At 69.2% G+C, this 24,300-nt stretch carries 23 protein-coding genes, 3 tRNA genes and 1 pseudogene; 13 read left to right on the forward strand and 14 right to left on the reverse strand.

What is annotated here, in order from left to right:
- Positions 1-199 precede the first annotated feature (199 nt).
- Both OG408_RS12655 and OG408_RS12660 read left to right on the forward strand, forming a co-directional pair.
- Complete coding sequence (locus tag OG408_RS12655) at positions 200-1,660, forward strand: acyl-CoA synthetase (protein WP_266786131.1); 1,461 nt, start codon at positions 200-202, stop codon at positions 1,658-1,660.
- A 107-nt stretch (positions 1,661-1,767) separates the two neighbouring features.
- On the forward strand, positions 1,768-2,565 hold the full coding sequence (locus tag OG408_RS12660; protein ID WP_326669899.1) for a VOC family protein: 798 nt from the start codon (positions 1,768-1,770) through the stop codon (positions 2,563-2,565).
- Between the two features lie 25 nt (positions 2,566-2,590).
- Here OG408_RS12660 and OG408_RS12665 read toward each other — a convergent pair whose 3' ends face one another.
- On the reverse strand, positions 2,591-3,862 hold the full coding sequence (locus OG408_RS12665; protein WP_266778471.1) for an MFS transporter: 1,272 nt from the start codon (positions 3,860-3,862) through the stop codon (positions 2,591-2,593).
- A gap of 431 nt (positions 3,863-4,293) precedes the next feature.
- Between OG408_RS12665 and OG408_RS12670 the strand changes: the two genes are divergently transcribed.
- Complete coding sequence (locus tag OG408_RS12670) at positions 4,294-4,989, forward strand: hypothetical protein (RefSeq protein WP_266778473.1); 696 nt, start codon at positions 4,294-4,296, stop codon at positions 4,987-4,989.
- Positions 4,990-5,075: 86 nt separating this feature from the next.
- On the opposite strand, the gene OG408_RS12675 is transcribed toward OG408_RS12670, so the two are convergent.
- The gene (locus OG408_RS12675; protein WP_266778475.1) at positions 5,076-5,951 is read right to left on the reverse strand and encodes a hypothetical protein; all 876 of its coding nucleotides are present in this window, start codon (positions 5,949-5,951) and stop codon (positions 5,076-5,078) included.
- A 298-nt stretch (positions 5,952-6,249) separates the two neighbouring features.
- On the opposite strand from OG408_RS12675, the gene OG408_RS12680 reads away from it, so the two are divergent.
- From OG408_RS12680 to OG408_RS12695, 4 genes are all read left to right on the forward strand, one after another.
- Entirely contained in the window at positions 6,250-7,479 is a 1,230-nt protein-coding gene (locus OG408_RS12680) for a helix-turn-helix domain-containing protein (protein WP_266778477.1), read from the forward strand.
- A 309-nt stretch (positions 7,480-7,788) separates the two neighbouring features.
- Positions 7,789-7,974, forward strand: a complete 186-nt coding sequence (locus OG408_RS12685) for a hypothetical protein (protein WP_326674524.1) — start codon at positions 7,789-7,791, stop codon at positions 7,972-7,974.
- 323 nt (positions 7,975-8,297) lie between these two features.
- Entirely contained in the window at positions 8,298-8,759 is a 462-nt protein-coding gene (locus tag OG408_RS12690) for a glycine-rich domain-containing protein (RefSeq protein WP_266778481.1), read from the forward strand.
- Positions 8,760-8,844: 85 nt separating this feature from the next.
- Positions 8,845-9,651: a phosphotransferase gene (locus OG408_RS12695; protein ID WP_266778483.1), complete on the forward strand. Its 807-nt coding sequence runs from the start codon at positions 8,845-8,847 to the stop codon at positions 9,649-9,651.
- On the opposite strand, the gene OG408_RS12700 is transcribed toward OG408_RS12695, so the two are convergent.
- From OG408_RS12700 to OG408_RS12735, 9 genes are all read right to left on the reverse strand, one after another.
- Positions 9,652-10,617 carry a hypothetical protein gene (locus OG408_RS12700; RefSeq protein WP_266778485.1) on the reverse strand — a complete coding sequence of 322 codons (966 nt, stop codon included), beginning with the start codon at positions 10,615-10,617 and terminating at the stop codon, positions 9,652-9,654. It lies immediately after the preceding gene.
- Between the two features lie 127 nt (positions 10,618-10,744).
- A complete protein-coding gene (locus tag OG408_RS12705) occupies positions 10,745-11,485 on the reverse strand; it encodes a hypothetical protein (protein WP_266778487.1) in 741 nt (246 codons plus the stop codon).
- Positions 11,482-11,907 carry a hypothetical protein gene (locus OG408_RS12710; protein ID WP_266778489.1) on the reverse strand — a complete coding sequence of 142 codons (426 nt, stop codon included), beginning with the start codon at positions 11,905-11,907 and terminating at the stop codon, positions 11,482-11,484. Before OG408_RS12710 ends, OG408_RS12705 begins: the two co-directional genes overlap by 4 nt.
- On the reverse strand, positions 11,904-12,416 hold the full coding sequence (locus tag OG408_RS40150) for a helix-turn-helix domain-containing protein (protein ID WP_353963216.1): 513 nt from the start codon (positions 12,414-12,416) through the stop codon (positions 11,904-11,906). Before OG408_RS40150 ends, OG408_RS12710 begins: the two co-directional genes overlap by 4 nt.
- Positions 12,413-12,736, reverse strand: coding sequence for a hypothetical protein (locus tag OG408_RS12715; RefSeq protein ID WP_266778491.1), 324 nt, complete (start codon positions 12,734-12,736; stop codon positions 12,413-12,415). The genes OG408_RS40150 and OG408_RS12715 overlap by 4 nt, the downstream gene beginning before the upstream one ends.
- Complete coding sequence (locus OG408_RS12720; protein ID WP_266778493.1) at positions 12,736-13,095, reverse strand: hypothetical protein; 360 nt, start codon at positions 13,093-13,095, stop codon at positions 12,736-12,738. Before OG408_RS12720 ends, OG408_RS12715 begins: the two co-directional genes overlap by 1 nt.
- Before the next feature lie 262 nt (positions 13,096-13,357).
- Positions 13,358-14,455, reverse strand: coding sequence for an AAA family ATPase (locus OG408_RS12725; RefSeq protein ID WP_266778495.1), 1,098 nt, complete (start codon positions 14,453-14,455; stop codon positions 13,358-13,360).
- Positions 14,452-15,345, reverse strand: coding sequence for a bifunctional DNA primase/polymerase (locus tag OG408_RS12730; protein WP_326669907.1), 894 nt, complete (start codon positions 15,343-15,345; stop codon positions 14,452-14,454). The genes OG408_RS12725 and OG408_RS12730 overlap by 4 nt, the downstream gene beginning before the upstream one ends.
- A 199-nt stretch (positions 15,346-15,544) precedes the next feature.
- Entirely contained in the window at positions 15,545-15,742 is a 198-nt protein-coding gene (locus tag OG408_RS12735) for a hypothetical protein (protein ID WP_266778499.1), read from the reverse strand.
- Between the two features lie 106 nt (positions 15,743-15,848).
- On the opposite strand from OG408_RS12735, the gene OG408_RS12740 reads away from it, so the two are divergent.
- Entirely contained in the window at positions 15,849-16,601 is a 753-nt protein-coding gene (locus OG408_RS12740) for a helix-turn-helix domain-containing protein (RefSeq protein ID WP_266778501.1), read from the forward strand.
- Positions 16,602-16,609: 8 nt separating this feature from the next.
- Positions 16,610-17,755: pseudogene (locus OG408_RS40155) on the forward strand (tyrosine-type recombinase/integrase); the annotation flags it as partial.
- A 260-nt stretch (positions 17,756-18,015) separates the two neighbouring features.
- Here the strand turns inward: OG408_RS40155 and OG408_RS12750 are convergent.
- The 3 genes from OG408_RS12750 to OG408_RS12760 form a co-directional block, all read right to left on the reverse strand.
- Positions 18,016-18,089: transfer RNA gene (locus OG408_RS12750), tRNA-Ile, on the reverse strand.
- 245 nt (positions 18,090-18,334) lie between these two features.
- A tRNA-Asn gene (locus OG408_RS12755) sits at positions 18,335-18,407 on the reverse strand.
- 5 nt (positions 18,408-18,412) lie between these two features.
- Positions 18,413-18,485, reverse strand: a tRNA-Asn gene (locus OG408_RS12760).
- 180 nt (positions 18,486-18,665) lie between these two features.
- On the opposite strand from OG408_RS12760, the gene OG408_RS12765 reads away from it, so the two are divergent.
- The 4 genes from OG408_RS12765 to OG408_RS12780 all read left to right on the forward strand — a co-directional run bounded on the left by OG408_RS12765 (position 18,666) and on the right by OG408_RS12780 (position 24,296).
- On the forward strand, positions 18,666-18,965 hold the full coding sequence (locus OG408_RS12765; RefSeq protein ID WP_266786133.1) for a YtxH domain-containing protein: 300 nt from the start codon (positions 18,666-18,668) through the stop codon (positions 18,963-18,965).
- Between the two features lie 68 nt (positions 18,966-19,033).
- A complete protein-coding gene (locus OG408_RS12770) occupies positions 19,034-20,479 on the forward strand; it encodes an FGGY family carbohydrate kinase (protein WP_266778505.1) in 1,446 nt (481 codons plus the stop codon).
- A gap of 152 nt (positions 20,480-20,631) precedes the next feature.
- Positions 20,632-22,365 (forward strand): ABC transporter ATP-binding protein, encoded by a 1,734-nt coding sequence (locus OG408_RS12775; RefSeq protein ID WP_326669913.1) that lies wholly within the window; start codon positions 20,632-20,634, stop codon positions 22,363-22,365.
- Positions 22,365-24,296, forward strand: coding sequence for an ABC transporter ATP-binding protein (locus OG408_RS12780; protein WP_285570106.1), 1,932 nt, complete (start codon positions 22,365-22,367; stop codon positions 24,294-24,296). The genes OG408_RS12775 and OG408_RS12780 overlap by 1 nt, the downstream gene beginning before the upstream one ends.
- The last annotated feature ends 4 nt before the right edge of the window (positions 24,297-24,300 follow it).

A 24,300-nucleotide genomic window follows, 5' to 3' on the forward strand; every position in this document is an offset into this window, starting at 1 on the left:
GGGAATGACCAGGTTTTTTTCTTCCTGATCACCTGGGAATGCTCAGCCGGAGTGAACTTTTTGCATGCTGGCAACGCAAAATTAATTTGTCAAGGTCCCAACCAAATCCCCGGCGGGTGCCCCGTACAGCCACCCGCGCCGCGGCTCGCACCGGACTCCGGGGCCGGAAGCGCTTCACCGAATTAGGCTGCGCGACGTGATGCCACTCTTGCCCGCACTCCAGGAATCGGCCGCTCCGACGGCCTCCCGCGAAGCCGTACGTTTCGGCGAACTGACACTGACCTACGCACAGTTGGGAGCAGCTGCGGCTGCGCTCGCGGCCCGCATCGGCGACGCCGGGCGGGTCGCGGTCTGGGCGACCCCGGCCGCGGAGACCGTGGTCGCGGTGGTCGCCGCGCTGCGCGCGGGGGTGCCAGCCGTGCCGCTCAACCCGAAGACGGGCGAACGGGAACTGGCGCACATCGTCGCCGACAGCGCGCCCTCGGCCGTGCTGGCCGCGGCCGGTGACGTACTGCCGCCGGCGCTGGCCGGGCTGCGGCGGCTGGACGTGTCCGTGACGGCCCCGGCCACCACGGACGCCCGCTCCTTCCCCGAACCCTCCCCCGAATCCCCCGCCCTGGTCGTATACACCTCCGGCACCACCGGCCCGCCCAAGGGAGCCGTCCTGCCGCGGCGGGCGATCGCGTCCTCCCTGGACGCGCTGGAGGACGCCTGGCAGTGGACGGGCGACGACGTACTCGTCCACGCCCTGCCGCTGTTCCATGTGCACGGCCTGATCCTCGGCGTCCTCGGCCCGCTCCGGCGGGGCGGTTCGGTGCGCCATCTCGGCCGGTTCTCCGCCGAGGGCGTGGCCCGGGAGCTGGGCTCCGGCGGCACGATGCTGTTCGGTGTCCCGACGATGTACCACCGGCTGGCGGAAGCGCTTGCGGAACCGTCGGGGTCCGAGGGCCTCGCCAAGGCGCTCGCGGGGGCCCGGCTGCTCGTCTCCGGCTCGGCCGCGCTCCCGGTCCACGACCACGAACGGATCGCGGCCGCGACCGGCCGCCGGGTCATCGAGCGGTACGGCATGACGGAGACCCTGATGAACACGGGCGTACGGGCCGACGGCGAACCGCGCCCCGGCACGGTCGGCGCCCCGCTCCTGGGCGTCGAACTCCGCCTGGTCGAGGAGGACGGCGGCCCGCTCGCCGATCCCGCGTCCATCGGCGAGATCCAGGTGCGCGGCCCGAACCTGTTCACCGGCTATCTGAACCGCCCCGACGCCACCGCCGCGGCACTCACCGCCGACGGCTGGTTCCGTACGGGCGACATGGCCACCCTCGACCCCGACGGCTACGTACGGATCGTCGGCCGCAAGGCCACCGACCTGATCAAGAGCGGCGGCTACAAGATCGGCGCCGGTGAGATCGAGAACGCGCTCCTGGACCACCCGGGCGTCCGGGAGGCCGCCGTCACCGGCGAGCCCGACCCGGACCTGGGCGAGCGCGTCGTCGCCTGGGTGGTGCCGGCCGACCCCGCCGCCCCGCCCTCGGCCGCCGAACTGGCCGGCCACGTCGCGGCCCAGCTCTCCCCGCACAAGCGCCCGCGCACGGTCCGCTACCTGGACGCACTGCCGCGCAACGACCTGGGCAAGATCATGAAGCGGTCCCTCCATGACTGACGCCCGCTCGATGTTCCGGCGCGCCGGTTCCGGTTCGGCGCGCAGGTGGGGCGAGGGATGGCTAGCGTGGCAGAGGGGCCCGTTCCCGCGTGAGGAGATGAACGGTCATGGCCGCAGAACCACAGGGCACACCGTGCTGGGCCGACGCGACGTTCGGCGACCTGGAAGGCGCGAAGCGCTTCTACGGCGAGCTGCTGGGCTGGACGTACGGCGAGTCGCTGCCCGAGTACGGCAACTACACGCAGGCGTACGTGGACGGCAAGGCGGTCGCCGCCCTGTCCCCGCCCATGCCCGGCCAGGACGCACCCCCCGCCTGGTGTCTGTTTCTCGCCTCGCCGGACGCGGCGGCCACCGCCGCCAAGGTCCGCGAGAACGGCGGCACGGTCCTGGTGGAGCCGATGCGGGTCGGTGAGTTCGGCACGATGGTGCTGGCGAGCGACCCCGGCGGGGCAGCCTTCGGGGTGTGGCAGGCGGGCAGCCACGAGGGCTTCGAGGCGCGGGAGGTGCCCGGCGCCTACAGCTGGGCCGAGATCTACACCAGGGAGCCGGAGAAGGCGGACGCCTTCTTCCCCTCCGTCTTCGGGTACGGGGTGAAGCGGGTTGAGGACGACGCGATCGACTTCACGCTCTACGACCTGGGCGCGGACCCGGTGCTCGGCCGGATGCGGATGACGGAGGACTTCCCGCCGGAGGTGCCGTCGCATCTGAACGTGTACTTCACGGTCGCGGACTGCGACGCGGCGGTGGAGAAGGCGCAGGCTCTCGGGGCGCAGCTCCGGTTCGGGCCGCTGACCATCCCGTTCGGCAGGTTCGCCGCGCTGACCGACCCGCAGGGCGCGCCGTTCTCGCTGATCGACGGCACGACGACCGGTGGCGAGATGCCCACGCTCAAGGACGTCTCCTGACCGGCCGCCCGGGCCCGCCCGCGGTTCAGGCCTCGGGTGCGCGGGCGTCGTAGCGCGCGAACCCGGGCCACCGCAGCGCCAGCAGCGCCACCGCGACCACACACGCGATCCCGCCGCCGGTCACGGCGAGCCCAGGCGAGGCCAGGTCGGCGACGGACCCGGCGAGGAAGTCACCGAGCCGCGGTCCGCCCGCGACCACCACGATGAACACCCCTTGCAGCCGGCCCCGCATCGCGTCGGGGACGGCGGCCTGGAGCATCGTGTTGCGGAAGACCATGGACGTCGTGTCGGCGGCGCCCGCGAGCGCCAGGAAGACCAGCCCGAGCCAGAGCTGCCGGGTCAGCCCGAAGACGGCGACGGCGGTGCCCCAGCCGGCGACGGCGAACAGCACCGTGAGGCCCTGCCGCCGGATCCGCCCCAGCCAGCCGGAGAACACCCCGCCCAGCAGGGCCCCCAGCGCCGGGGCGGCGACCAGCAGTCCGGTGGTCTTCGCGTCACCCCCGTACCAGAGCCCGGCGACGACGGGGAACAGTGCGCGCGGCTGGGCGAGCACCATGGCGCACATGTCGGTGAAGAAGGTCATCCGCAGATTGGGCCGGGTCCCGAGGAACCGCAGCCCGTCCGCGACGGAGGCCCGTTTCCCGTCCCCGCTCTTCCCCTCGCCCCGCTCCGGCAGCATCGAGGGCAGCCGCCACATCGCGTACAGCGAGGCCGTGAAGGTGACCGCGTCGACGCCGTACGCGGCGCGATACCCCCACCATCCGACGATGAGCCCGCCGAGCATCGGCCCGACGAGCATGCCCGTGGTGCTGGTCATCGAGCTCAGCGCGTTCGCCGCGGGCAGCTGCTCGGCGGGCAGCAGCCGGGCGATCATCGAGCTGCGGGCGGGTGAGTTGAGCGCGAAGCAGACGGCCTGGAGGGCGACCACCCCGTACAGCAGCCCGACCCGCTCCACCCCGGCCACGGTGATCGCCACCAGCCCCACCGAGAGGGCGAACGACCCGAGGGCGCTGGCGAGCCCCAGCTTGCGCCGGTCGACGGTGTCGGCGATGGCCCCGCCGTACAGCCCGAAGACGATGAGCGGCACGAGCGAGCAGAATCCGATGAGCCCGACGGAGAACGCGGAGCCGGTGAGGTCGTACACCTGGAGCGACACGGCGAGCGACGTCATGCCCTGGCCGACCCAGGAGACCGTGTTCCCGAACCAGAGCCGCCGGTAGTGGGGGGAGGTCCGCAGCGGGGTAAGGTCGGCGAATATTCGGGTGCGGGATACATCGGGTTCGGTCGTTTCGGTCACGGAAGATGGTAGCGACCGGGGCCGGGCGGAAAGCCGGCCGGTCTCCCGGGTCCGGGATCGGACCGCAGCGGGGCGCGACCGGCCCCGGAAACGCCAAAGTCGCAGGGAAGATCGTTTCTTCACCTGCGACTCGCAGTGGGGCGGGTGGGACTCGAACCCACGGCCGACGGATTATGAGTTCGATCAAGGACGATCCGGAGGATGCCGCCGGATGATCAACTCTGCTGTTCTGGCTGGTCACGGCCCACGTCCACAGCCTCGCGGTGACGCCCACTGCCGCCTCATTCCGGTGCGTCCGTTCCCATCGGGTTCCCAACCCGTTCTCAAGATGCACCTGCGCTGAGCAGCCATGATGCGGCGCCGCCCCGGACTTCGGCGGCGCCGCTCGGCCACCCTGAGGCCGCGACGCCCCGCTATGCGATCATCTGCCAATGCTGGAGATCGCAGGTTACGAAGGCAGCCCGCTGGTGGACGGTTCGAGGTTCCTCGACCTCCCTCTCTTCTGGCCATGCCACTTCGGTTCAAGCCTTTGGGGCGAGGAAGCACAGGCTGTCGCCTTCGGCCCCGACTGGGACGACGCTCAGGAGCTGTACAGGACCCTCTCGTCCCCCGACGAGTGGCCGGCGTTCACCGTGCACCTGCACTCCGGGTACGCGCTCCACGTCGTCTATCGCAACATGGAGGGTGACCACGGCGTCGACTACCTGCTCTCCCACCCTGACTGGGCGGAAGCCGTCACCCTCGCCACCGACGACGGCCACTTCATGGGGCCCGGCCTGTCCTGGCCAGAGCTGGAAGCCTCGGCCGACCAGACCTCCACATCCGGCGTCGGTGACCCCGACGCCCGGCTGCTGCTCCTCTTCCCCGTGCTCGGGGACGCCGACGTACCCGAGACCGCGGCGCCCCGCCTCGCCGCAGCGTTGGAAAGACTCACGATTGTCGAGGACCCCGCCGGGCTCGCTCGCGCGCTCCTGGAAAATCAGGGCCAGTGGACTCCTGCGAGCTGGCGCCAAGTCGATGACACCTGGATCTGCGACGGTTCACACAGCTTCCGCAACCCCGCGAACCACTTCGTACTGGCGCCGTCACGGCTGGCGGCGGTCAGCCGTGCCCTGCGCGAGATATAGGTCGGGACAGGCCAGACAGCAATAACAAGTGTCACCGCCAAGGAGCCTCTGCCTGGGAATGCGGAAGCGTCACTGCGATTGGACCCTTAAACACGGGCTTCCAGCACCTGAACTATCGCCATGGCTGTCCGGTTGCCGATCTGCTGCGCAGCGCTGGTCAGGTCGGTGCCCGTGTACGCGTCCGCCAGGGTCAGCCATGTCTGGAGGATCTGGGAACCGGTGACGAGTGAGTTGAGCGCCGCGGGGCCGTTCTGCCCGCCAGCCGACAGGACCCACGGACGGCTGTGAGAGGCACCGGACAGGATGTCGTAAGGGGAACCGATCTCCTTTGGCCAGAAGCCGGAGACCATGTTGGCGAAGCCAAGCTCCGCGGAGACCTTCATCGTGCCGATCCGGAGCTCAGCCTTGTTGTTCTTGTCGATGGTCGACTGAATGCCGGCGTGCTCGACGATCCGACGAAGGCCACGGATTGCTCGCTCGGCTTCGGCTTGGACTTCGCCAGCCTGCTTGGCCACCTTCTCAACGTAAGGGACATCGCCGAGGAGGACGGCCGCGGCCCTCGCAGCCCTCTTGAGTGCGGGCTCCCTCTTGAACAGGTAGGCGAACGTCGCCTCGGCCTCCAACGCACTTCGAATGAGCGCGGTCGTGGACCACGATGGCACGGGGTCGGTCCGTCGGACGTCGTGAGCCGCGGCACGGAGGTAGTCCAAAACGCTGGCCCATGCCTGCCCGCCGCACCAGGTGCCGAGTCGAAGAAGAGCTAGGCGGCCCCACAACTCCTGTCCCTGGGAACCCGCTCGTATCGACTGACGATCTGTGGCAGCGCCAGCGCTGGACTCAAGGCAGGGGAAAGCCTGCTCGGCAATGGCAATGCAGTCGATCAATGCCTTCGATATCTCACGCTGAAGCTCGGGAGTAAGGACGAGGCCCGCCGATGTGACCTTCTGTTCGTCAGCTGTCATGTCCGAGGACAGTACTGCGAGGTTGCGGACTGCACCCGAAGGTTTCCGCCCTGGTCCGCTCGCCCACCAGCTCCGCAATGCCAGTCCCTCAGCGCCACACGAGGTCACACGGGCGGGCTGGGATGCTGCGCCAGCGTCGAGCCGTCCACGCACACAGTCGACGGGAGAGCGTGCAACTTCTTCCCCATCGGGCCGTATGCATCGGTACGGTTCTGAGAGATGAGCCCGAACGGATGAGCCGTAACGCTGTGGTCCTGCCTTGTGTCTGCGGCCCAGCCGCCACCTTGGGGGTGTGCTGATGTTGGAGGAAGCCGAGGAGATCGGCCGTCGCGTACGGCGGGCACGGCTGCGGCTGGGAATGCCGCAGGCTGACCTCGCCGCCGCCCTGGGAAAGACACAGGGTTGGGTGTCCAAAATGGAACGCGGCCTGATCGAGCTGGACCGGGTCGGGCTGCTGAACCTCGTCGCCGCTGAGCTGCACGTGCATCCGAATGACCTGATCGGCCGGCCGTACGCGAGCAGTCCCGCCGAGAATCAGTGGCAGGTCTCAGCCGCATCCATCCTGCGCGAGCTGCGCCGCTACGACCTCGCGCCGATCTTCGATGGCGCCCCGCGCGCGTCCGGTGAGCTGTGGCGGGACATGACCCGCCTGCACCGCCTGCGAGATGCGGCGGCCAACACGGCGATCCTCGCCACCCTCCCCGACCTCCTCCGCGAGGCCCGCGCCCTGGCCGAGGCCGCGAACGGCCACGAGCGCGAGGAAGCGTTCGCGATCTACGCCGTGGCATGCAAGTTCGCCCACACCGCCGCGCATGCGCTTGGGCACCCCGAACTCGTCGCCATGGCGGCCGAGCGCGCCGCATGGGCGGCCCGCCTCTCGGCCGACCCCGTCATGCCCGCCCTCGCCGACTGGATGCGCGTCTGGGACATGTGGGCCACCGCCGATTGGGACGACTCGCTCACCCTGTCCGACAAGGCCATCGCCGGCGTGCAGCGCGAGTACGAGCTCGGCGAGCCGCTCGCCCTACGGATGTGGGGCACGCTCCACCTGCGCGCCGCCGTCGCCGCGGCCCGCGCCGGCCGACCAGCCGAGGCCGACGAGCGGATCAACCACGCCCGCGACGCTGCCCGCCGGATGACAGGCCACCACAACCCTCCGATCTACGACCGGCACTCAGTCACCTTCTCCCCCGGCAATGTGCAGATCCACGCGATCAGCGTCGCCCTGGAGACCGGCGAGCAGACAAAGGCTCTCGCCATAAACCGCCGCACGGCCCCCGAGCTCGTCGCCGCCCTTCCCAACTCCCGTCAGGGTCACCACCACATGGACCTCGCCCGCGCGTGGCTGTGGGACGGCAACCGCGACCGCGCGCTCGCCGAGCTGGAGACAGCAGAGCGGATCGCCCCGCAGCTCGTGCGGAACCATCCGATTGCCCGGTCGACCCTCCGCGGCATCGTCTACGCCGAGCGGATCGCCACCCGCGAGAAGCTGCGCCGCATGTCAGACCGCTTCCACCTGGACGGATGAGGGCGGTATTCCTCCGATTCATATTGGGCCCCCGGCCCGCCTCTAACTTCTGGGGCATGACAGGACGACCAACACCCCATCTCCCTTCACAGGGTGGCGAGTTAGGGACGGCCGGACCGTTCTACCCACGACTCGGCGACCTCGCCCGCGACACCGCCAAGGACGGGCGAATCGGCGTCATCGTGACGCTGCCCAGAGTGGGCGCCAGCACGTACCACCTGCGTCCGCCGGGCGGTGGCGACGAGTGGTCGGCGCCAGCTGACGGAACTACCCTGCGCCCCGTCGGCGCAGGCCGCGTACGTGACCCCGATGCAGCGCGACGCCGTGTACGACCACCGGGCCCAGCAGAGCGCACTGCCGGTCCTGGTCCACTACGACGACGGCGGTACGGCCGAGTCCCTGCTCGTCCTCACCCCGGACCAGGTCGAGTTGTACGCGATCCAGTTCGAGCGACTCATCTCCCAGCGCGAGCAGGCACAGGAGAACGCAGCATGACCGCGCGGCCATGCTGCGCAGCGCGGGGCCGCATCCGGCGATCCGGTGGGCCGCTTCCTGAGCCGGATATAGGTGCTCGGCACCGCCGCGGGATTCGCTGCGCTCGCCACCATGACCACCGCTGAGCTCGGCCACCGCGACGCGCTGTCGGCCATGGCCATCCCCGACGCTGGATTCCCGGCGCTCTGATCTCCCCGCCCGCTCGGATGACCCGACAGGCCCCGGGCGAGCGGGGCACGCCTCGGTCGGCACCGTCCCCAGTCGCGCCGGCCGAGGCAGTTCACAGCACGTCCCATGCACCACTGACCAAGGAGGCAAGGACCGTGACCGTAATCCAGGAGCGTCCCGCGACCGACGCGCGGAATCTGATCGGCGCCAAGCTGCGCGCGACGCTCGTGTCCAACATGCAGGCCAAGTTCCCCGAGCTGACCGATGACAAGGCCGACCGCGGCGTCGGGCAGATGATCGCCTTCCTCGCGGCCGGCGCGTACAGCGACACCCCGCTCAGCCCGTCGCCGCTCGTCGATGACTTCTGGCACGCCTTCCTGCTGCACACGCAGGCGTACCAGGACTTCTGCGCGGGGACGATCGGCAAGTTCGTCCACCACCAGCCCGGGTTCCTCGATAAGGAGGAACACGGCGGCGGCAAGGCCCTGCGCGCCCGGACGGTCGACGCGATCGGCGCGTCCGGGTTCGTGATCGACATGGAGTTCTGGCCCGAGCTGGACCTCGCCGACTGCTCGCAGTGCCACGCCAACTGCCACAACAGCCCCAAGTACGCCTGACGTACCGCCTGCGGCCGGTCCTCGGCTTGTGCCACTCTGTGGCCGAGCCGGGGACCGGCTTCCGTTCTGCACGAGGAGTAAGCGGGTGGACCGCACCGCATGGCTTGAACTCCCACCCGAGGCCCGTAGCGCCGTCGAGACCTACACCGGCGCCGTTGAGCACGCCGAGACAGCCGAGACCGGCGTCATGGCCCGCCTCGCCTGCACCCTCCACACCGCCACCGGGCCCGTCTTCGTCAAGGGCACCCGCAGCGACGAGCCCACAGCGTGGATGTACGACTACGAAGCGCGCGTGACCCGAGTCGCACCGCTCGCGCCCCGCGTGCTCTGGCAGATCGACGCCGGCGGCTGGCTGCTCACTGGGTACGAGTACCTCGTCGGTCCCCACCCAGACCTCAGCCCCGGTTCACCTGACCTCGGCCCCTTTCTCGACGCGCTCACAGTCATGTCCAAGACACCATGGCCCGAGCAGGTCCGTAAGAAACCGCTACACATTCGCTGGGCAGGACTCTTCCCAGCCGACCGCTCTGCCGACCTCGACGGCCGGACCCTCGTCCACTCAGACGTGTCGCCACTCAACATGATCGCCGCTACGGGCGGAATCCGCGTACTGGACTGGGCCCTTGCCTGCCCCGGTCCAGCGTGGGCCGACACCGCATTCGCTATCCCCCGGTTCATCCACGCCGGCCACAGCGCGGAACAAGCCGAGAGGCTCGCCCAATCGGTTCCCGCCTACCAAACCGCGGCCTTACCCGCAATCACCACCTTTGCCCAAACAGTGTTCGCCGTATGGAAGAGTCGCGCAGCGTCCGACCCTGCCCCGCATCGAGCCCCCTTGATTTCGGCAGTAGACACGTGGTGCGGGTTTCGCGGAATGACTCCGGCGCGATAGCTATTTACCCGGGAAGAAAAGCGGCAACAGCAGAGCCAGTACACCCAGACCTGTAGCCAGCGCACTGCGATAGACCAACGCAATCGCAATAACCGCCGCCGCCACCGCGACTGGGATAGGAATGTGCAACAAGGGAGCACAAACAGCAACCCCAGCGACAAGCAGGACTGCAGCGCAGAGTCGCAGGGCTTCACGCCTCTTTGCAGGTGCTGTCAGCTCACCAGGATCGAGCAAAGCCCCAACTTGCCCATTCGCGTATCGCTGGCTGATCTTGAGCAGCAGGCGCGCCAACTCTCTAGCTGCTTCCCTAGGCTCAACATCCAGGCGAGACTCGGCGGCTCTCAGCGCGGCCACAACGCTGAAGGCATGCCCCCTCAACGGCGCACGCCGCCAGGAGAACGGGGAAACAGTGCCTCTCATCGAGCGCGCCCCGTACACCCGCATCACGGCATACCTGAGAGACAGAGTCCGCAAATGGAAAGCACGGTTGCTCGCGGAGCGATAAACGTCTGCACATTCCCCTATTAGATCCACCCAGATGACGACGCGAGTAAACATCAGCGCATCCAATCGGAAGCGAACCCCCAAGGAGACCATGACGCGCCGCACAAGAAGGAGCCAACTACCGACTACGATAAAGTCTCGGACAAATTGCAGCCAGGCCGCCCTACTCAGAGCAGATGCAGGAGCCTGCATCTTGAGATCATTTATCAGCCATCCCGGGGCATAGATGTCTATGTAACCTGCCACCAGCTTCGACACAAACCTGAGCCCAAAGAATCCCACAATTATTAATGCCGCCCAGCTGGCCGGTGCTCTTTGATATCGCGCTCGAAGTGCCAATCTCACCGAACCGGGTGCAGGCCCAAGACCAAGCACATCGAGATCCGTGCGCAGCTTCTGTATCGCCGCATCAGCCCTCAGCCTCTGACGTTGCGCCACGCGACGCCGTATGCCTGTGATCACGCAGCGATAATGACACCAATCAACAGTCCTGTGGGGCGAGTTACACAGACGAACGTGCGGCAGAGTTCACTTCAAGCGCTGTCTGCGGCCCCACCCGCAGACAGGGCCGCAAGGCATGGTCAATCAGCTACACGTTCAGCCCAGCGGCTTGGTCCGCGAGGCGAGCAGCGATGGCGCTGCGCAGCCCGTCGCCGTCGCTGGCTGAGCCGTCGACCTGGCGCCGCAGGCCCGCGACGGTTTCACGCAGGCCGGACTCGGCCTGGTCGAGGTCGAGGCGGATGCGCAGGGCCGCACTCTGATCCTTGGGCAAGCGGTCGACGAGGGCCAGGTCGATCGTGCGCAGCACCGGGGCCGGGTCTGCTTCGGTCCAGTCGAGGCCGGCCAAGCCCTCGGGTTTGGCGCTCCTGGCAGCGAGGTACGACGGGAGTTCGACACGTAGAGCGCGCAGGGTGTCGACGTCTGCCGAGCCGATCACATCGGCAGCGCTGCGGCCGGCGTCGAGCAGAGCTCGGGTGCGGTCCCACGCGCGTCCCCGGCGGGTCTCGGCGAGGAGCTGCTCGGTTGCGTCGCCCGCGGTCGGCGCCGAAATGCGTTCGGCGTACGCGCGGATCTGTTCGGCCGCCGCGTTGGTCGTGCGCTCGATGCTGTCCCGTTCGGTGCCTGCGCGCTCGCGGGCGGCACGTTCCATTTCCGCCCGGCGACGGGCGTTCGCTTCGTCGGTGAGGTCGGGGTCACGGAAGGTTCGGGCCTGGCTGAGCCCGTCGTCGAGGCGCCGACGCAGTCCGGCGAGGTCCGTTTCGCGGGCACGGCGGACGGTGGCGAGGGAGAGCTGTGCGTCGATGATGCTCGGGCCGGTGAGGCTGGTCATGGAGTGGGTTCCTTCGGCGGCGGGGGCTGGTCAGTAGAAGCGGACGAGCAGGGGCTGCCCCTGTTCGTCGCGCGGCAGGGGCGGGCCGGGCGCAGGGTGTGCAGCTCGGCGTATCGGCGCATGGCCTCGACTTGGGCGCGGTGCTCGGCTGGCGCGCCGTCCGGGGCTTCCTCGACGACGATCTGCTGCCCGCTCTGCTGCGCCTGCTCGCGAACGCGCCCGAACCAGCGGGCGTTGTCTGTGTAGAGAGTGCCGTCGACCCACCACGGCGCGGTGTGAACGAAGCCCCGGTCTGCCATGACGGGGTGCGTACTGACGGGGCCCGAGCGGGCTTCCGGGGCCGTGACCCTCTTCCAAGGGATCTTGCGGTCGTCAGGCGTGGTGTCCTCCCACTGGGAGCAGTCGACGTCGGCGGTGGTCATAGGGCGGTTCCTCCTTGGCGGTAGTGGTCGAGAGCGGCTCGGTCGACGAGCCACAGACGCTCGCCGGCCCGCCGAGCGGGCAGGCGCCCGGCTTCGATCAGGGACCGAATCCAGCGTGGCGAACACTCCATAAGCGCCGCCGCCTCGGTCACGGTCACTTCGACCGTGCCAGGGTCCGCCGGGGGGCTTCCGGTAGCGGCGGGCCGTGCGGGCTCCGTTGTCGCGTGCTCAGCGCCAGCTTGTAGTGCGACAAGGAGGCGCCGAGCTTCGGTGGAGAGCTCGCCCCCATCTGTACGCACCCGTGCGTCAAGGTGGCCCGAGAGGATGCGGACGACCTCACTCGCCAGTGCGGGTGGCACGATCACCGATCCATCGGGCCGAAGCATCGAATTGCCTGGTCGTGCCCGATCCGCTCCATCGAACCGACGGATTTGGTATCCGCTACGGGCGCCATCGGCGCAGGTCGCGAGGGGGTTGGGACCGCGCTGGGAACGGTCGAGGGCGTTCATTCGCCGATCTCCCGAACTGCCTCCTTGGCAAGCGCTACGACCGTACGGCCGAGCATCGACGTCTCTGAGCCCTCGGCCACGCGAGCGAGCAGCCGTATCTCGCGTGTCAACGTCAGTCGGGGCGGTCCCGGCGACCGCTCGTCATCTTCCTGGTCGCCGTCGACGGGGAAGCCGAACAGCTCGGCGAGCGCGTCCATGACGGTGAGCACGGGCAGAGCGGCGGTGGTGCCGTCTTCGAGGGTGAGCTGCCACATGCTCTCGCGGGACGCGTCTTCGAGGCGGGCGAGGCGGTCGGCGAGCTTGTTCTTCCTGCGGGCCATCAGCGCGCGTCACCCCCGGCTGCTTCGAGGGCGGCGAGGCGCTGTTCGAGGTCGAGGGACTCGCGCAAGGCGAGGACGGCGTCGAGCAACACACGGGCAGCCTGCACGCGGGCCTGCCCCTTCTCGCTGTCGAGTGCATCGACGAGGGTGGCCACGGCCTTGGTCGAGGCGGCGGCGAGCTGCCCGACTGCGAGCTGTAGCAGCTCGGTTCGGGTCGCCATCACCTGCCGGCCGAACCCGGGTTCCTCCATCCACCGGCGGATGGTGCGGCCGGAGACGCCGGCCTCGCGGGCGGCCTGCTCGGCCGTGTTGCCGCGAGCCAGAGCGACCACAGCGGCGGGGCGATTCTTACTGGTCATCTCGGGGTCCTTCTCTCCTCGCGCACGTGAGGACGTAATGAGGCGTGGGTGGGCGTTCCCCAGCGACCGCAGGAAGACCGGAGGAAGCGACATCCGGGCATCTGGTGATCGGGGAGACAGTGAGCGTGTCCCGAGGGTGAGTGCGGGCCGTGAGTGTGGCCCGGTTGACCGTGTCCCCTATAGGGACACTGGGACACGGTCATACGGTCGGGGCCACCGTGGCCGGGGAAGCGGTCGGCCACGGTGGGACACAGTCGTACGGTCAGTCGGTGGAGTCGGTGAACGGGCGCTTCAACTCGTGGAGCTGAGCGTTACGGGCGCCGGGCGTCTGGCCCACGAATCCCTCGTCGACGAGCAGCGCGAGCGCACGGCGTACCGCGTCCTGTTTGCCGGAGACGCGTTCGAGGACGCCGCGGACGCTGAGCGGTTCCCGTGCCGTCGCGAGCGCGTCCGACACCCGCTTCATGAGCATCGTCGGCCTGAACGGTCCCTCGTGCTGCGCGGGCGCGGGCAGACTCACGAGCGCCGAGCCGTCGAGCTGGGACTCGACGATGAAGTCGGCGAACCAGTGAAGCGCCCCGTTGCTGCCCGGTAGAGCGTTCTTGCGAACCTGTCCGGGGCGGTCCTTGGCAACGCGTACACGGGATTTTCCGGTCTGCCCGGGGGCAAGGGGCGTGATGTTCTCCAGTACGAAGGCGCACCCGTTGAGTCCGGAGAGTTTGTGCTGCGAGCCGGTCGCCCAGCGGCCCCGGTTCTCACGGTCCTTGTTGACGTGGTCGAGCAGCAGCACGGCCGGGCCTTGCTCGGCAAGCCATCGGGGCAGGATGCGCCAGAAGCCGGCGACGTCGGCGTCGTCCTTCGGCTTGAGGCCAAAGAGGCCCATTGCTTCGGTGACGCCGTCGATGACTGCGAAGGTGGTCGGGCTGGTGAGGCAGGGGGCCAGGGCAGCGCGGCCGGCGTCGCCGAGCGGCCCGTCGGGGCGGAAGTAGTGGAAGCGTTCGGCGATGGCTGCGGCCGGGGCCCCGAGGGCGAGCAGGCGCGAGACGATGCCGCCTTCCTCGTCCTCGAAGTCGAGGTACATCACGGCGTTGCCGAGGGCGAGTTCGGCGGTCGCAACGGTGAGCGCGAGCCACGTCTTCATGGCTTCGGGCTCGGCGAAGATGCTGTGCAGTCGACCGGGGTAGAAGAGACCGGCGCCGTCGTCACGGCGGCCGATGGTCGGCTGCGGCGCGCTGTGGGTGCCGTCGAGCACGGGGCCGAGGTCGACGCGCTGCCATGTGGTGCGGTCGGTCAAAGCGGCCTCGCTCGGTTGGGCCGGGACGGCAGCGAGAATGCGCTCACGCGCGGTCGGGGCGGTCATACGGCTGCCCCTCGCGGGCGGTGCATTCCCGAGCGCAGGCCCGAGGTGATGGTCTTCTCCGTTTCCGTCGGGCCGAGGCCGTTGGCTGCTGCTGCGGCGAGCAGCTCGTCGACGATCTCGGCGGGGGTGAGGTCACCGCGGCCGGCGAGCGTGCCGAGCTTGAACGCGGCCCGGTGCAGGGTGTCGTTCCGGGTGCCAGGGGCAGCCGTGCGGACGGCGTCAGCCTCAGCGCGCAGCGCGGCGGCGGCGTACCCCGGGTGGCTGGTGCGCGGCGGGGTCAGCGGCAGCACCACCGCGTGCACTGGCTCGGGCGTCGCCGGGGCGGCGAGCTCGCCGAGCCACTGGGGCAGGGCGAGGAGCTCGGCGTCGAGTCCGGTCAGCCATCGGTACGGGGCGCCGTTCGCCGTTGAGGGCGGGGCGACGACGTACCCTCCGACCGCGCGTACGTCGATCTTCCACCCGAGGCGGCCGGCGCTGTTGCGGATCTCGCCGTCGACCGGCGACCGGTAGTAGAGGTGCTGGCCGCCCGATGCCGTGCGAACGGCGGGGGTGGTGCCGAACGGCCACCGAGCCCCGTGGCGGGCGTGCAGCTCGGCGAGTACGTCGGCGCCGTCGGTGATCCCGGGCAGGGCCCACTCGTCGGGCGGGGTATCGCCCTTGGCCGTGTCGAGATCGACCACGACGAGACCGGAGGGACCGCAGGCGATACCGACGCCATACGGCCCGTGCGACCACGCCCGTACGATCGCGCCCTTCTCGGTCGTGGCCCGCTGCTGCCACTCCTTCACGGCGGGCCGCTTGTCGTCGGGACGGAGGGGAAATACGTGCATGCCGTGGCCTGCGAGGTCGAGCACCTGCTCGACCCGCCGTGTGGTGTCGGTCTCGTTCATCGGGCGGCCCAGGACCGGCGTCCGGTGGGCAGGTACGGCAACGAGCGACGCGCGCGCTCAGTAGCCTGGGACATGAAGCTTCCTTACTGGCGGCGCAAGGTGGTGAGAGACCTCGCGCTCGCCGTGACTGTTCAGAGCTGGGCAGTGCTGAGGGGCTTCGGGGCCTCGGCTCGGTGTTAGCGCACCGGCCGGGGCCCGCCTATTCCGGCTGAACGCCGAGGAGTTCGAGCAGTTCGGCCGTGACCACGCGGTAGGCGCTGCCCAGGCGCAGCGTCCGTACGGGCATCTCGCCGCGCTGGGCCAGTTGGTAGACCTTGCTCCGTCCTAGACCGAGCGCGCGACCTGCTGTTACAAGGTCGACCGTGGGCGGGAGAGACAGGAGATCCGATCGGGTCATGCTGGGCTGTGTCACTGAGTCACTACCTCTTCGATTTTGGTGACAGGTGAACACAGAATGCACTTCAATGCTGGACAGTGTCAATCAACTTGAATACTGTGCTTCCATGACACAAGAGGAATGGCCTGCTCGACTGGCCCGCACGATGGCCGCCGAGGTCCGGCGCTTCCGCCAAGTACGCGGAATGAGCGCGCAGCAGCTCGCAGACCGTTGCGCCGAACTCGGCATGCCCATCGCACGATCCGTGCTGGCCAACTTCGAGAGCGGTCGGCGACCGACCCTCTCTGTTGCCGAGCTCTTGGTCATCGCACAGGCCCTGCGCGTACCACCGGCCGCCCTCGTCTTCCCTGTCGGCTATCAGGCAAGGATTGAAGTGTTGCCTGGCCGAAAGATCGACACATTTCAGGCCACCCAGTGGTTCGGCGGCGAGGGACTGGAACACACCCACCCCGAGGCCGAGCGCGCAACCGAGGAAGAACGGCAACTCTTCCGCAGCGCGCCCGTCGGTGCGGACCTGGTCCGCGAGCACGAGCGGTTGGCGCGTGCTCTCGTATCGCACCAACTGCGGGCCGACGAAAAGATCAAGCGAGCCGCCCAGCTGGACCACGACTTCGACTCCGAGCTTCGCGGCGCCCTGCTCCAAGTAGCCGACGCGATGACGGACACCACGTACCGGACAGCGGAAGAGGTAGAGGGGATCAGGACCGAGATTCGAACCTTGGGTATGGAGCCCCCCGCCCTCCCGTACTACCTGGCCCCCTACTTCCAGGAGGAGATCGACCCACCCCGCACGGCCGAGGAGCTCTTCGCCATGGCCGATCGTCCGACCGACCCAGAATCCCCCAAGGAGGCAGATTGAAAGGCCATGTGTTCAAGCGGTGCCAGTGCATCGCCCAGTACGACGCCAAGGGCCGGCGCAAGAACTGCAATAAGGCCCACGGTTCCTGGTACTACGCCGCCGACACCGGGATCGAGAAGGACGGCAAGCGGCAGCAGCTCAAGAAGGGCGGGTTCGCCACGGCCGACGAGGCCGAGCGCGAGCTGAGCACAGTCCTCGCCCGGATCAGCGAGGGCAGCTACACCCACGACGACGGGCAGACCGTCGAGCAGTGGCTCAAGAAGTGGATGGAGCTCAAGGAGCGGGCGGGCCGGCGCCCGACGACGCTCCGCTCGTACCGGCACCACATCGACGACTACCTCGTTCCGCACCTCGGCCGCATACGCCTGCGCGACCTGCGGCCCTCGCACGTCGACAAGCTGCTCGCCGAGGTCAACGACGGGAAGCGGAAGACGGCGACCGTTCGCCGCATTCACGCGACGCTGCGCAGCGCCCTGACGACCGCCGTGAAGCAGCAGCTCATCACCTTCGACATGGCGAAGAACGTCGAGCTGCCGACCTCTCAGCGCCCCAAGGTCGTCCCGTGGGAGCCGGCCGAGCTCGGCGCCTTCCTCGACCACATCGGTACGCACCGCCTCGGCGCCCTCTTCGAGGTGATCGCCGGAACGGGCCTGCGCCGCGGTGAGGCGTGTGGGCTCCGATGGAACGACGTCGACTTCGCCCGGCGGGTGATCGTCGTGCGGCAGCAGATCGTGCAGGTGTCCGGGCTCAAGAAGCGGGACATGCCGCCCGTGGCGTGTCCGTACTGCGAAGGGGGACACATCGGTCTGATGTTCTCCCGGCCAAAGACGGCGAGCGGCGAGGATCGGATCATCGACCTCGACGAGCTGACCGTCGGCGCGCTCCTGAGTCACAAGCTGCGGCAGGAGGAGGAGCGCCGCAAGTGGAAGTCGGCGTACCGGGACCACGGGCTCGTGTTCGCCCATGACGACGGCGACGCCCTGCGCCCGGATCACGTCTCCAAGCTGTTCGGCGGCCTGATCGACGCCGTCCGCTTCGAGGACAACGCGCACCTGCCCGCCGGGGAGCGCCAGCGACTGCGACGGGTGCGGCTGCACGACCTGCGGCACGGACAGGCCTCGCTGATGCTCGCCGCCGGGGTCGACATGGCGATCGTGTCGAAGCGCCTCGGGCACTCCACGGTGACGATCACCACGGACCTGTACTCACACCTGCTGGGTGGGGTTGGGCGCGACGCCGCCGAGAGGGCTGCCTCACTCGTGCCGCGCCGTCGCCGCAATCAGCCCGAGTCGGCCGACCCGCGTTCCCAGGTGGTTCCCAGCCAAAGGCTTGAGCTCGGCTCGCCTGATGGCACGACAGACCCCGGAAACGCCAAAGTCGCAGGGAAGATCGTTTCTTCACCTGCGACTCGCAGTGGGGCGGGTGGGACTCGAACCCACGGCCGACGGATTATGAGTCCGCTGCTCTAACCGGCTGAGCTACCGCCCCTTTTCGGCGTGGCGCGTACACGTGTGCGCGCCGTCTGCCGCAGCATAGCCGGTCATACGATCTCCCGCTCCGACTGCCCGGCCACTGATGACCATGAAGACCGTGCTGCTCGCTGCTCGGTTCCGGGGCACGCGAAGTTGACGCGAAAGTGTCACGCGGGCCCCACCGGCCACCGCTGCGGCGGACGCCCGCGCACCGGCCCCGGGCACACGAAAAAGGACCCCTGAGGGTCCTCTTCCGTTCCGCTCCCCCGACTGGACTCGAACCAGTAACCCTCCGGTTAACAGCCGAATGCTCTGCCAATTGAGCTACAGGGGATCGCGCTCCCCCGACTGGACTCGAACCAGTAACCTGCCGGTTAACAGCCGGCTGCTCTGCCAATTGAGCTACAGGGGATTGCTGCGTTGCCTCGAACGTACCTGCCTGGCTGCTGCCGGGCGGCGCGCGTTCGCTGCGACACATACATTAGCGCAAGCAGGGGGGTGCTTTGCCAATCGGTATCGCCCGGGGTGATCTCGGGCGTCCGCGGGTAGGCGGGCAGCACACGTCGCACGGAGCGAAGGAAGGGTGGCAGCCATGCGGTACCGGCTCACGTTCATCGCCGGAGTGGCCCTCGGTTACGTGCTCGGCACGCGTGCCGGGCGCGAGCGTTACGAGCAGCTGAAGAAGTCCGCACGCCAGTTCGCCCAGAACCCGGCCGTGCGGAACACCTGCGAGACGGCGGCCCAGAGCGGCCGTCAGTTCGCCGGCAAGGCGGCCCACGCGGTGGGCGAGAAGGTCGGCGACAAGGTGCCGGCGTCGGTGGCGGACCGGGTGCGGTCGCTGCGCGGGCGCGGGGCCAACGGCGAGGACGACTGGGGTACGACCAACACCTGAGTCCTGCTCGCCCACGTCTGCCGCACCACCGGTAAGGGAAACCGCCGGCGGTGCGGCAGAATCCTTGTATGGGCATAGTCGCCGGCTTGGACAGTTCTTCCGCCTTCACGCACATCGTGGTCTGCGATGCGGACTCGGGTGCCGTACTGCGCCAGGGATACGCCGCACATCCCGTGGACGCGAAGGCCACCGAGGTCGACCCGCAGGCGTGGCTGCTCTCACTCGGTGAGGCCGCCACCGGCGGGCTCCTCGAAGGGGTGCAGGCGATCGGTGTGTCGGCGCAGCAGCACGGGCTCGTGCCGCTGGACCGCCAGGGCAATCTCGTGCGCCCGGCGCTGCTCGGCAACGACCGGCGGGCGCAGGTCGCCGCGGCCGATCTGATCGACGGGCTCGGCGGGCGGCAGGCCTGGGCCGAGGCGGTCGGCGCGGTGCCGCAGTCCGCGCAGCCGGTGTCGAAGTTGCGCTGGCTGGCCCGGACCGAGCCGGACATGGCGGAGCGGGTCGCCGCGGTGCTGCAGCCCCACGACTGGCTGGTGTGGCAGCTGCTGGGCCGGCCCGCCCGGCGGACCACCGACCGGGGGGCCGCCTCCGGGACGGGCTACTGGTCGGCGGGCAGCGAGTCGTACCGGCCGGAGCTGGTGGAGCTCGCGCTCGGGCACCAGGCGGCGCTGCCGGAGGTGCTCGGCCCGTCCGACGCGGCCGGGACGACGCCCGAGGGGCTGCTGATCTCGGCCGGTACCGGCGAGACGATGGCGGCGGCGTTCGGGCTCGGGGTCGGGGTCGGCGACGCGGTCGTGTCGCTGGGGGCCTCGGGTTCGGTGATGGCGGTCCACCACGAGGCGCTGGCCGATCCGACCGGGATGATCACGTCCTTCGCCGATGCCACCGGAATGCATCTGCCGGTGGTCCACACGTCGAACGCGGTACGCGCCCTGCGCGGCACCGCCGAGATGCTGGGGGTGGACGGGCTGGAGGAGCTGTCGGCGCTGGCGCTGAAGTCGACGCCGGGTTCCTCGGGGCTGGTGCTCCTGCCGTATCTGGAGGGTGAGCGCACCCCGCATCTGCCGCACACCGCCGGGACGCTGAGCGGGCTGCGGCGCGAGTCGATGAAGCCGGAGCACCTGGCGCGGGCCGCCTTCGAGGGGATGCTCTGCTCGCTGGCCGACGCGCTGGACGTGCTGCGCGGGCGGGGGGTCGAGGTGCGGCGGGTGTTCCTGCTGGGCGCGGCCGCCGAGCTGCCTGCCGTACAGGGTCTCGCGCCCGCGCTGCTGGGCACCCAGGTGGTCGTGCCGCAGCCCGCCCAGTACGCGGCGATCGGCGCGGCCCGGCAGGCGGCCTGGGCGCTGGGCGTCTCGCAGGGCTCGCTCGACGCGCGCACTCCCCCGGCCTGGCAGGGCGCCTCGGCGCAGGTGCTGGAGCCGGGCGAGGAGCTGCCGGTCGGCAAGGCGGTGCGCCAGCAGTACGTGGCGACGCGGGACCAGATCCACCCGGGGGCGTTCGACACCGCGCGCTGAGGCGTGCGGCGTCGCGCGGGGGCCGCGTTCGGACGGAAATTATGGACCCGGTCTGTTTTTTGACCTGGACTTGAATAAAAACGTTCGCGGTCCCGGTCGGCGGTGCCCGAAAATGGGTCGACTCCCGACCTCGCCGACTCCGAGAGACACGCGTGCTCATAAAACTCCTGCGGGCCTATCTCGGCCCGTACAAGAAGCCGATCGCGCTGCTGGTCGTCTTCCAGCTGCTGCAGACCTGCGCCACGCTCTATCTGCCCACCCTGAACGCCGACATCATTGACTACGGTGTCGTCCAGGGGGACACCAGCTACATCCTCCAGTACGGCGGCGTGATGATCGTCGTCAGCATCGCCCAGGTGGTCTGCAACATCGGGGCCGTCTACATCGGCGCCCGCACCGCGTCCGCGCTCGGCCGTGACGTCCGCGCGTCGGTCTTCGACCGGGTGCAGTCGTTCTCCTCGCGCGAGGTCGGCCGGTTCGGCGCTCCCTCGCTGATCACCCGTACGACCAATGACGTCCAGCAGGTCCAGATGCTGGCCCTGATGACGTTCACCCTGATGGTGTCGGCGCCGATCATGTGCGTCGGCGGCATCATCATGGCGCTCGGCCAGGACGTCCCGCTCTCCGCGGTGCTGCTCGCGGTGGTGCCGGTCCTCGGCATCGCGGTGAGTCTCATCGTGCGCAGGATGCGCCCGCTGTTCCGGACCATGCAGGAGCGGCTCGACACGGTGAACCGGGTGCTGCGCGAGCAGATCACCGGCAACCGGGTCATCCGCGCCTTCGTCCGCGACGGCTACGAGGAGGAGCGCTTCCGGGGCGCCAACACCGAACTGACGGACGTGGCGCTGTCCACGGGCCGGCTGATGGCACTGATGTTCCCGACCGTGATGACGGTCGTGAACGTGTCGTCGATCGCCGTCGTCTGGTTCGGCGCGCACCGCATCGAGAGCGGCGGGATGGAGATCGGCGCGCTGACGGCGTTCCTCTCCTATCTGATGCAGATCGTCATGTCGGTGATGATGGCCACCTTCATGTTCATGATGGTGCCGCGCGCCGAGGTCTGCGCGGAGCGCATCCAGGAGGTCCTGGAGACCGACTCCAGCGTGGTGCCGCCGGTGAAGCCGGTGCGCGAGCTGACCGCCCACGGCCATCTGGAGGTGCGCGGCGCGGACTTCCGCTACCCCGGCGCCGAGGAGCCGGTGCTGCGCTCGGTGGACCTGGTGGCCCGGGCCGGCGAGACGACCGCGATCATCGGGTCGACGGGCAGCGGGAAGTCGACGCTGCTCGGACTCGTACCCCGGCTGTTCGATGTGACGGACGGCCAGGTGCTGGTCGACGGGACGGACGTACGCACGCTGGATCCGGTGCTGCTGGCGAAGACCGTGAGTCTGGTCCCGCAGAAGCCGTACCTCTTCTCCGGGACGGTCGCGACGAACCTGCGGTACGGGAACCCGGACGCGACCGACGAGGAGCTGTGGCACGCGCTGGACATCGCGCAGGCCAAGGAGTTCGTCGAGGGTCTGGAGCACGGGCTCGACGCACCCATCGCGCAGGGCGGCACCAATGTCTCCGGCGGGCAGCGGCAGCGGCTCTCGATCGCCCGGACGCTGGTGCAGCGCCCGGAGATCTATCTGTTCGACGACTCCTTCTCGGCGCTGGACTACGCCACGGACGCGGCGCTGCGCGCGGCGCTGCTGCGGGAGACGTCCGGCGCGACGGTGGTGATCGTCGCCCAGCGGGTGTCCACCATCCGCGACGCCGACCGGATCCTGGTGCTGGACGAGGGCCGCGTCGTCGGCTCCGGCAGCCACCACGAGCTGATGGACGGCAATGAAACATACCGGGAGATCGTGCTCTCCCAGCTGACGGAAGCGGAGGCCGCGTAATGGCCGGGCCTGGCGGACGCATGATGGCGGGCGGGGCGCCGACCGAGCGGTCCATGGACTTCAAGGGCTCCTCGAAGCGGCTGCTGAAGCGCTTCGCGGCGGAGAAGGCCACGCTGTACGTGATGCTGGCGGCCGTCTCGCTGAGCGTGGCGCTCTCGGTGGTCGGCCCGAAGATCCTCGGCAAGGCGACCGACCTGGTGTTCGCAGGCGTCGTCGGACGGCAGATGCCGGAGGGGACGAGCAAGGAGCAGGCCATCGCGGGCCTGCACAAGTCCAACAGCGGCCTGGCCGACATGCTCTCCAAGGTGGACTTCACCCCGGGGCAGGGCATGGACTTCGACGCGATCGGCCGGGTGCTGCTGATGGCGCTGGCCGTCTACGTCGGTGCCGGGCTCCTGATGCTGGTGTCGACGCGGCTGTCGATCCGGGTGATCAACCGCGTCGTCTTCCAGATGCGCGAGGACATCCAGACGAAGCTGTCGCGGCTGCCCCTGTCGTACTTCGACCGGGCCAAGCGCGGCGAGGTGCTGAGCCGGGCGACCAACGACATAGACAACATCTCGCAGACGATGCAGCAGACGATGGGCCAGCTCATCAACTCGCTGCTCACCATCGTCGGCGTGCTGGTGATGATGTTCTGGATCTCGCCGCTGCTGGCGCTGGTCGCCCTGGTCACGGTGCCGCTCTCGGTGGTCGTGGCCACGAAGGTCGGCAAGCGCTCGCAGCCGCAGTTCGTCCAGCAGTGGAAGGTGACGGGCAAGCTCAACGCCCACATCGAGGAGATGTACACCGGGCACACCCTGGTGAAGGTCTTCGGCCGGCAGGAGGAGTCCGCGCGGGACTTCGCCGAGCAGAACGACGCGCTGTACGAGGCCGGGTTCAAGGCGCAGTTCAACAGCGGGATCATGCAGCCGCTGATGATGTTCGTGTCGAACCTGAACTATGTGCTGATCGCCGTCGTCGGCGGGCTGCGGGTCGCCTCCGGCGCCCTGTCGATCGGTGATGTGCAGGCCTTCATCCAGTACTCCCGGCAGTTCTCCATGCCGCTGACCCAGGTCGCCTCGATGGCGAACCTGGTGCAGTCCGGGGTGGCGTCCGCCGAGCGGATCTTCGAGCTGCTGGACGCCGAGGAGCAGGACGCCGACCCCTCGAAGGCCGAGGCCGAGTACCCCGGCGAGCTGCGCGGCAGCGTCTCGCTGGAGCACGTGTCGTTCCGCTACGCCCCGGAGAAGCCGCTCATCGAGGACCTGTCGCTGAGTGTCGAACCGGGCCACACGGTCGCGATCGTCGGCCCGACCGGCGCGGGCAAGACGACGCTGGTCAACCTGCTGATGCGGTTCTACGAGGTCACCGGGGGCCGGATCGCGCTCGACGGGACCGACATCGCGAAGATGTCGCGCGACGACCTGCGCTCGGGGATCGGCATGGTCCTCCAGGACACCTGGCTGTTCGGCGGGACCATCGCGGAGAACATCGCGTACGGCGCGTCGGGCGACGTCACCCGCGAGCAGATCGAGGAGGCGGCGCGGGCGGCCCACGCCGACCGCTTCATCCGCACCCTGCCCGACGGCTACGACACCCGGATCGACGACGAGGGCTCCGGCGTCAGCGCGGGCGAGAAGCAGCTGATCACCATCGCCCGGGCGTTCCTGTCCGACCCGGTGATACTCGTGCTCGACGAGGCGACCAGCTCGGTCGACACCCGGACCGAGGTGCTGATCCAGAAGGCGATGGCGCGCCTCGCGCACGGCCGGACGAGCTTCGTCATCGCGCACCGGCTCTCCACCATCCGGGACGCCGACGTCATCCTGGTGATGGAGAACGGGTCGATCGTCGAGCAGGGCACGCACGACGAGCTGCTGAAGGCCCACGGCGCGTACGCCCGGCTGTACGCGGCCCAGTTCGCGCAGGCCGTCGCCGAGGTCGACTAGCCCC

Source organism: Streptomyces sp. NBC_01257 (assembly GCF_035917255.1).
Taxonomy (GTDB): Bacteria; Actinomycetota; Actinomycetes; order Streptomycetales; family Streptomycetaceae; genus Streptomyces.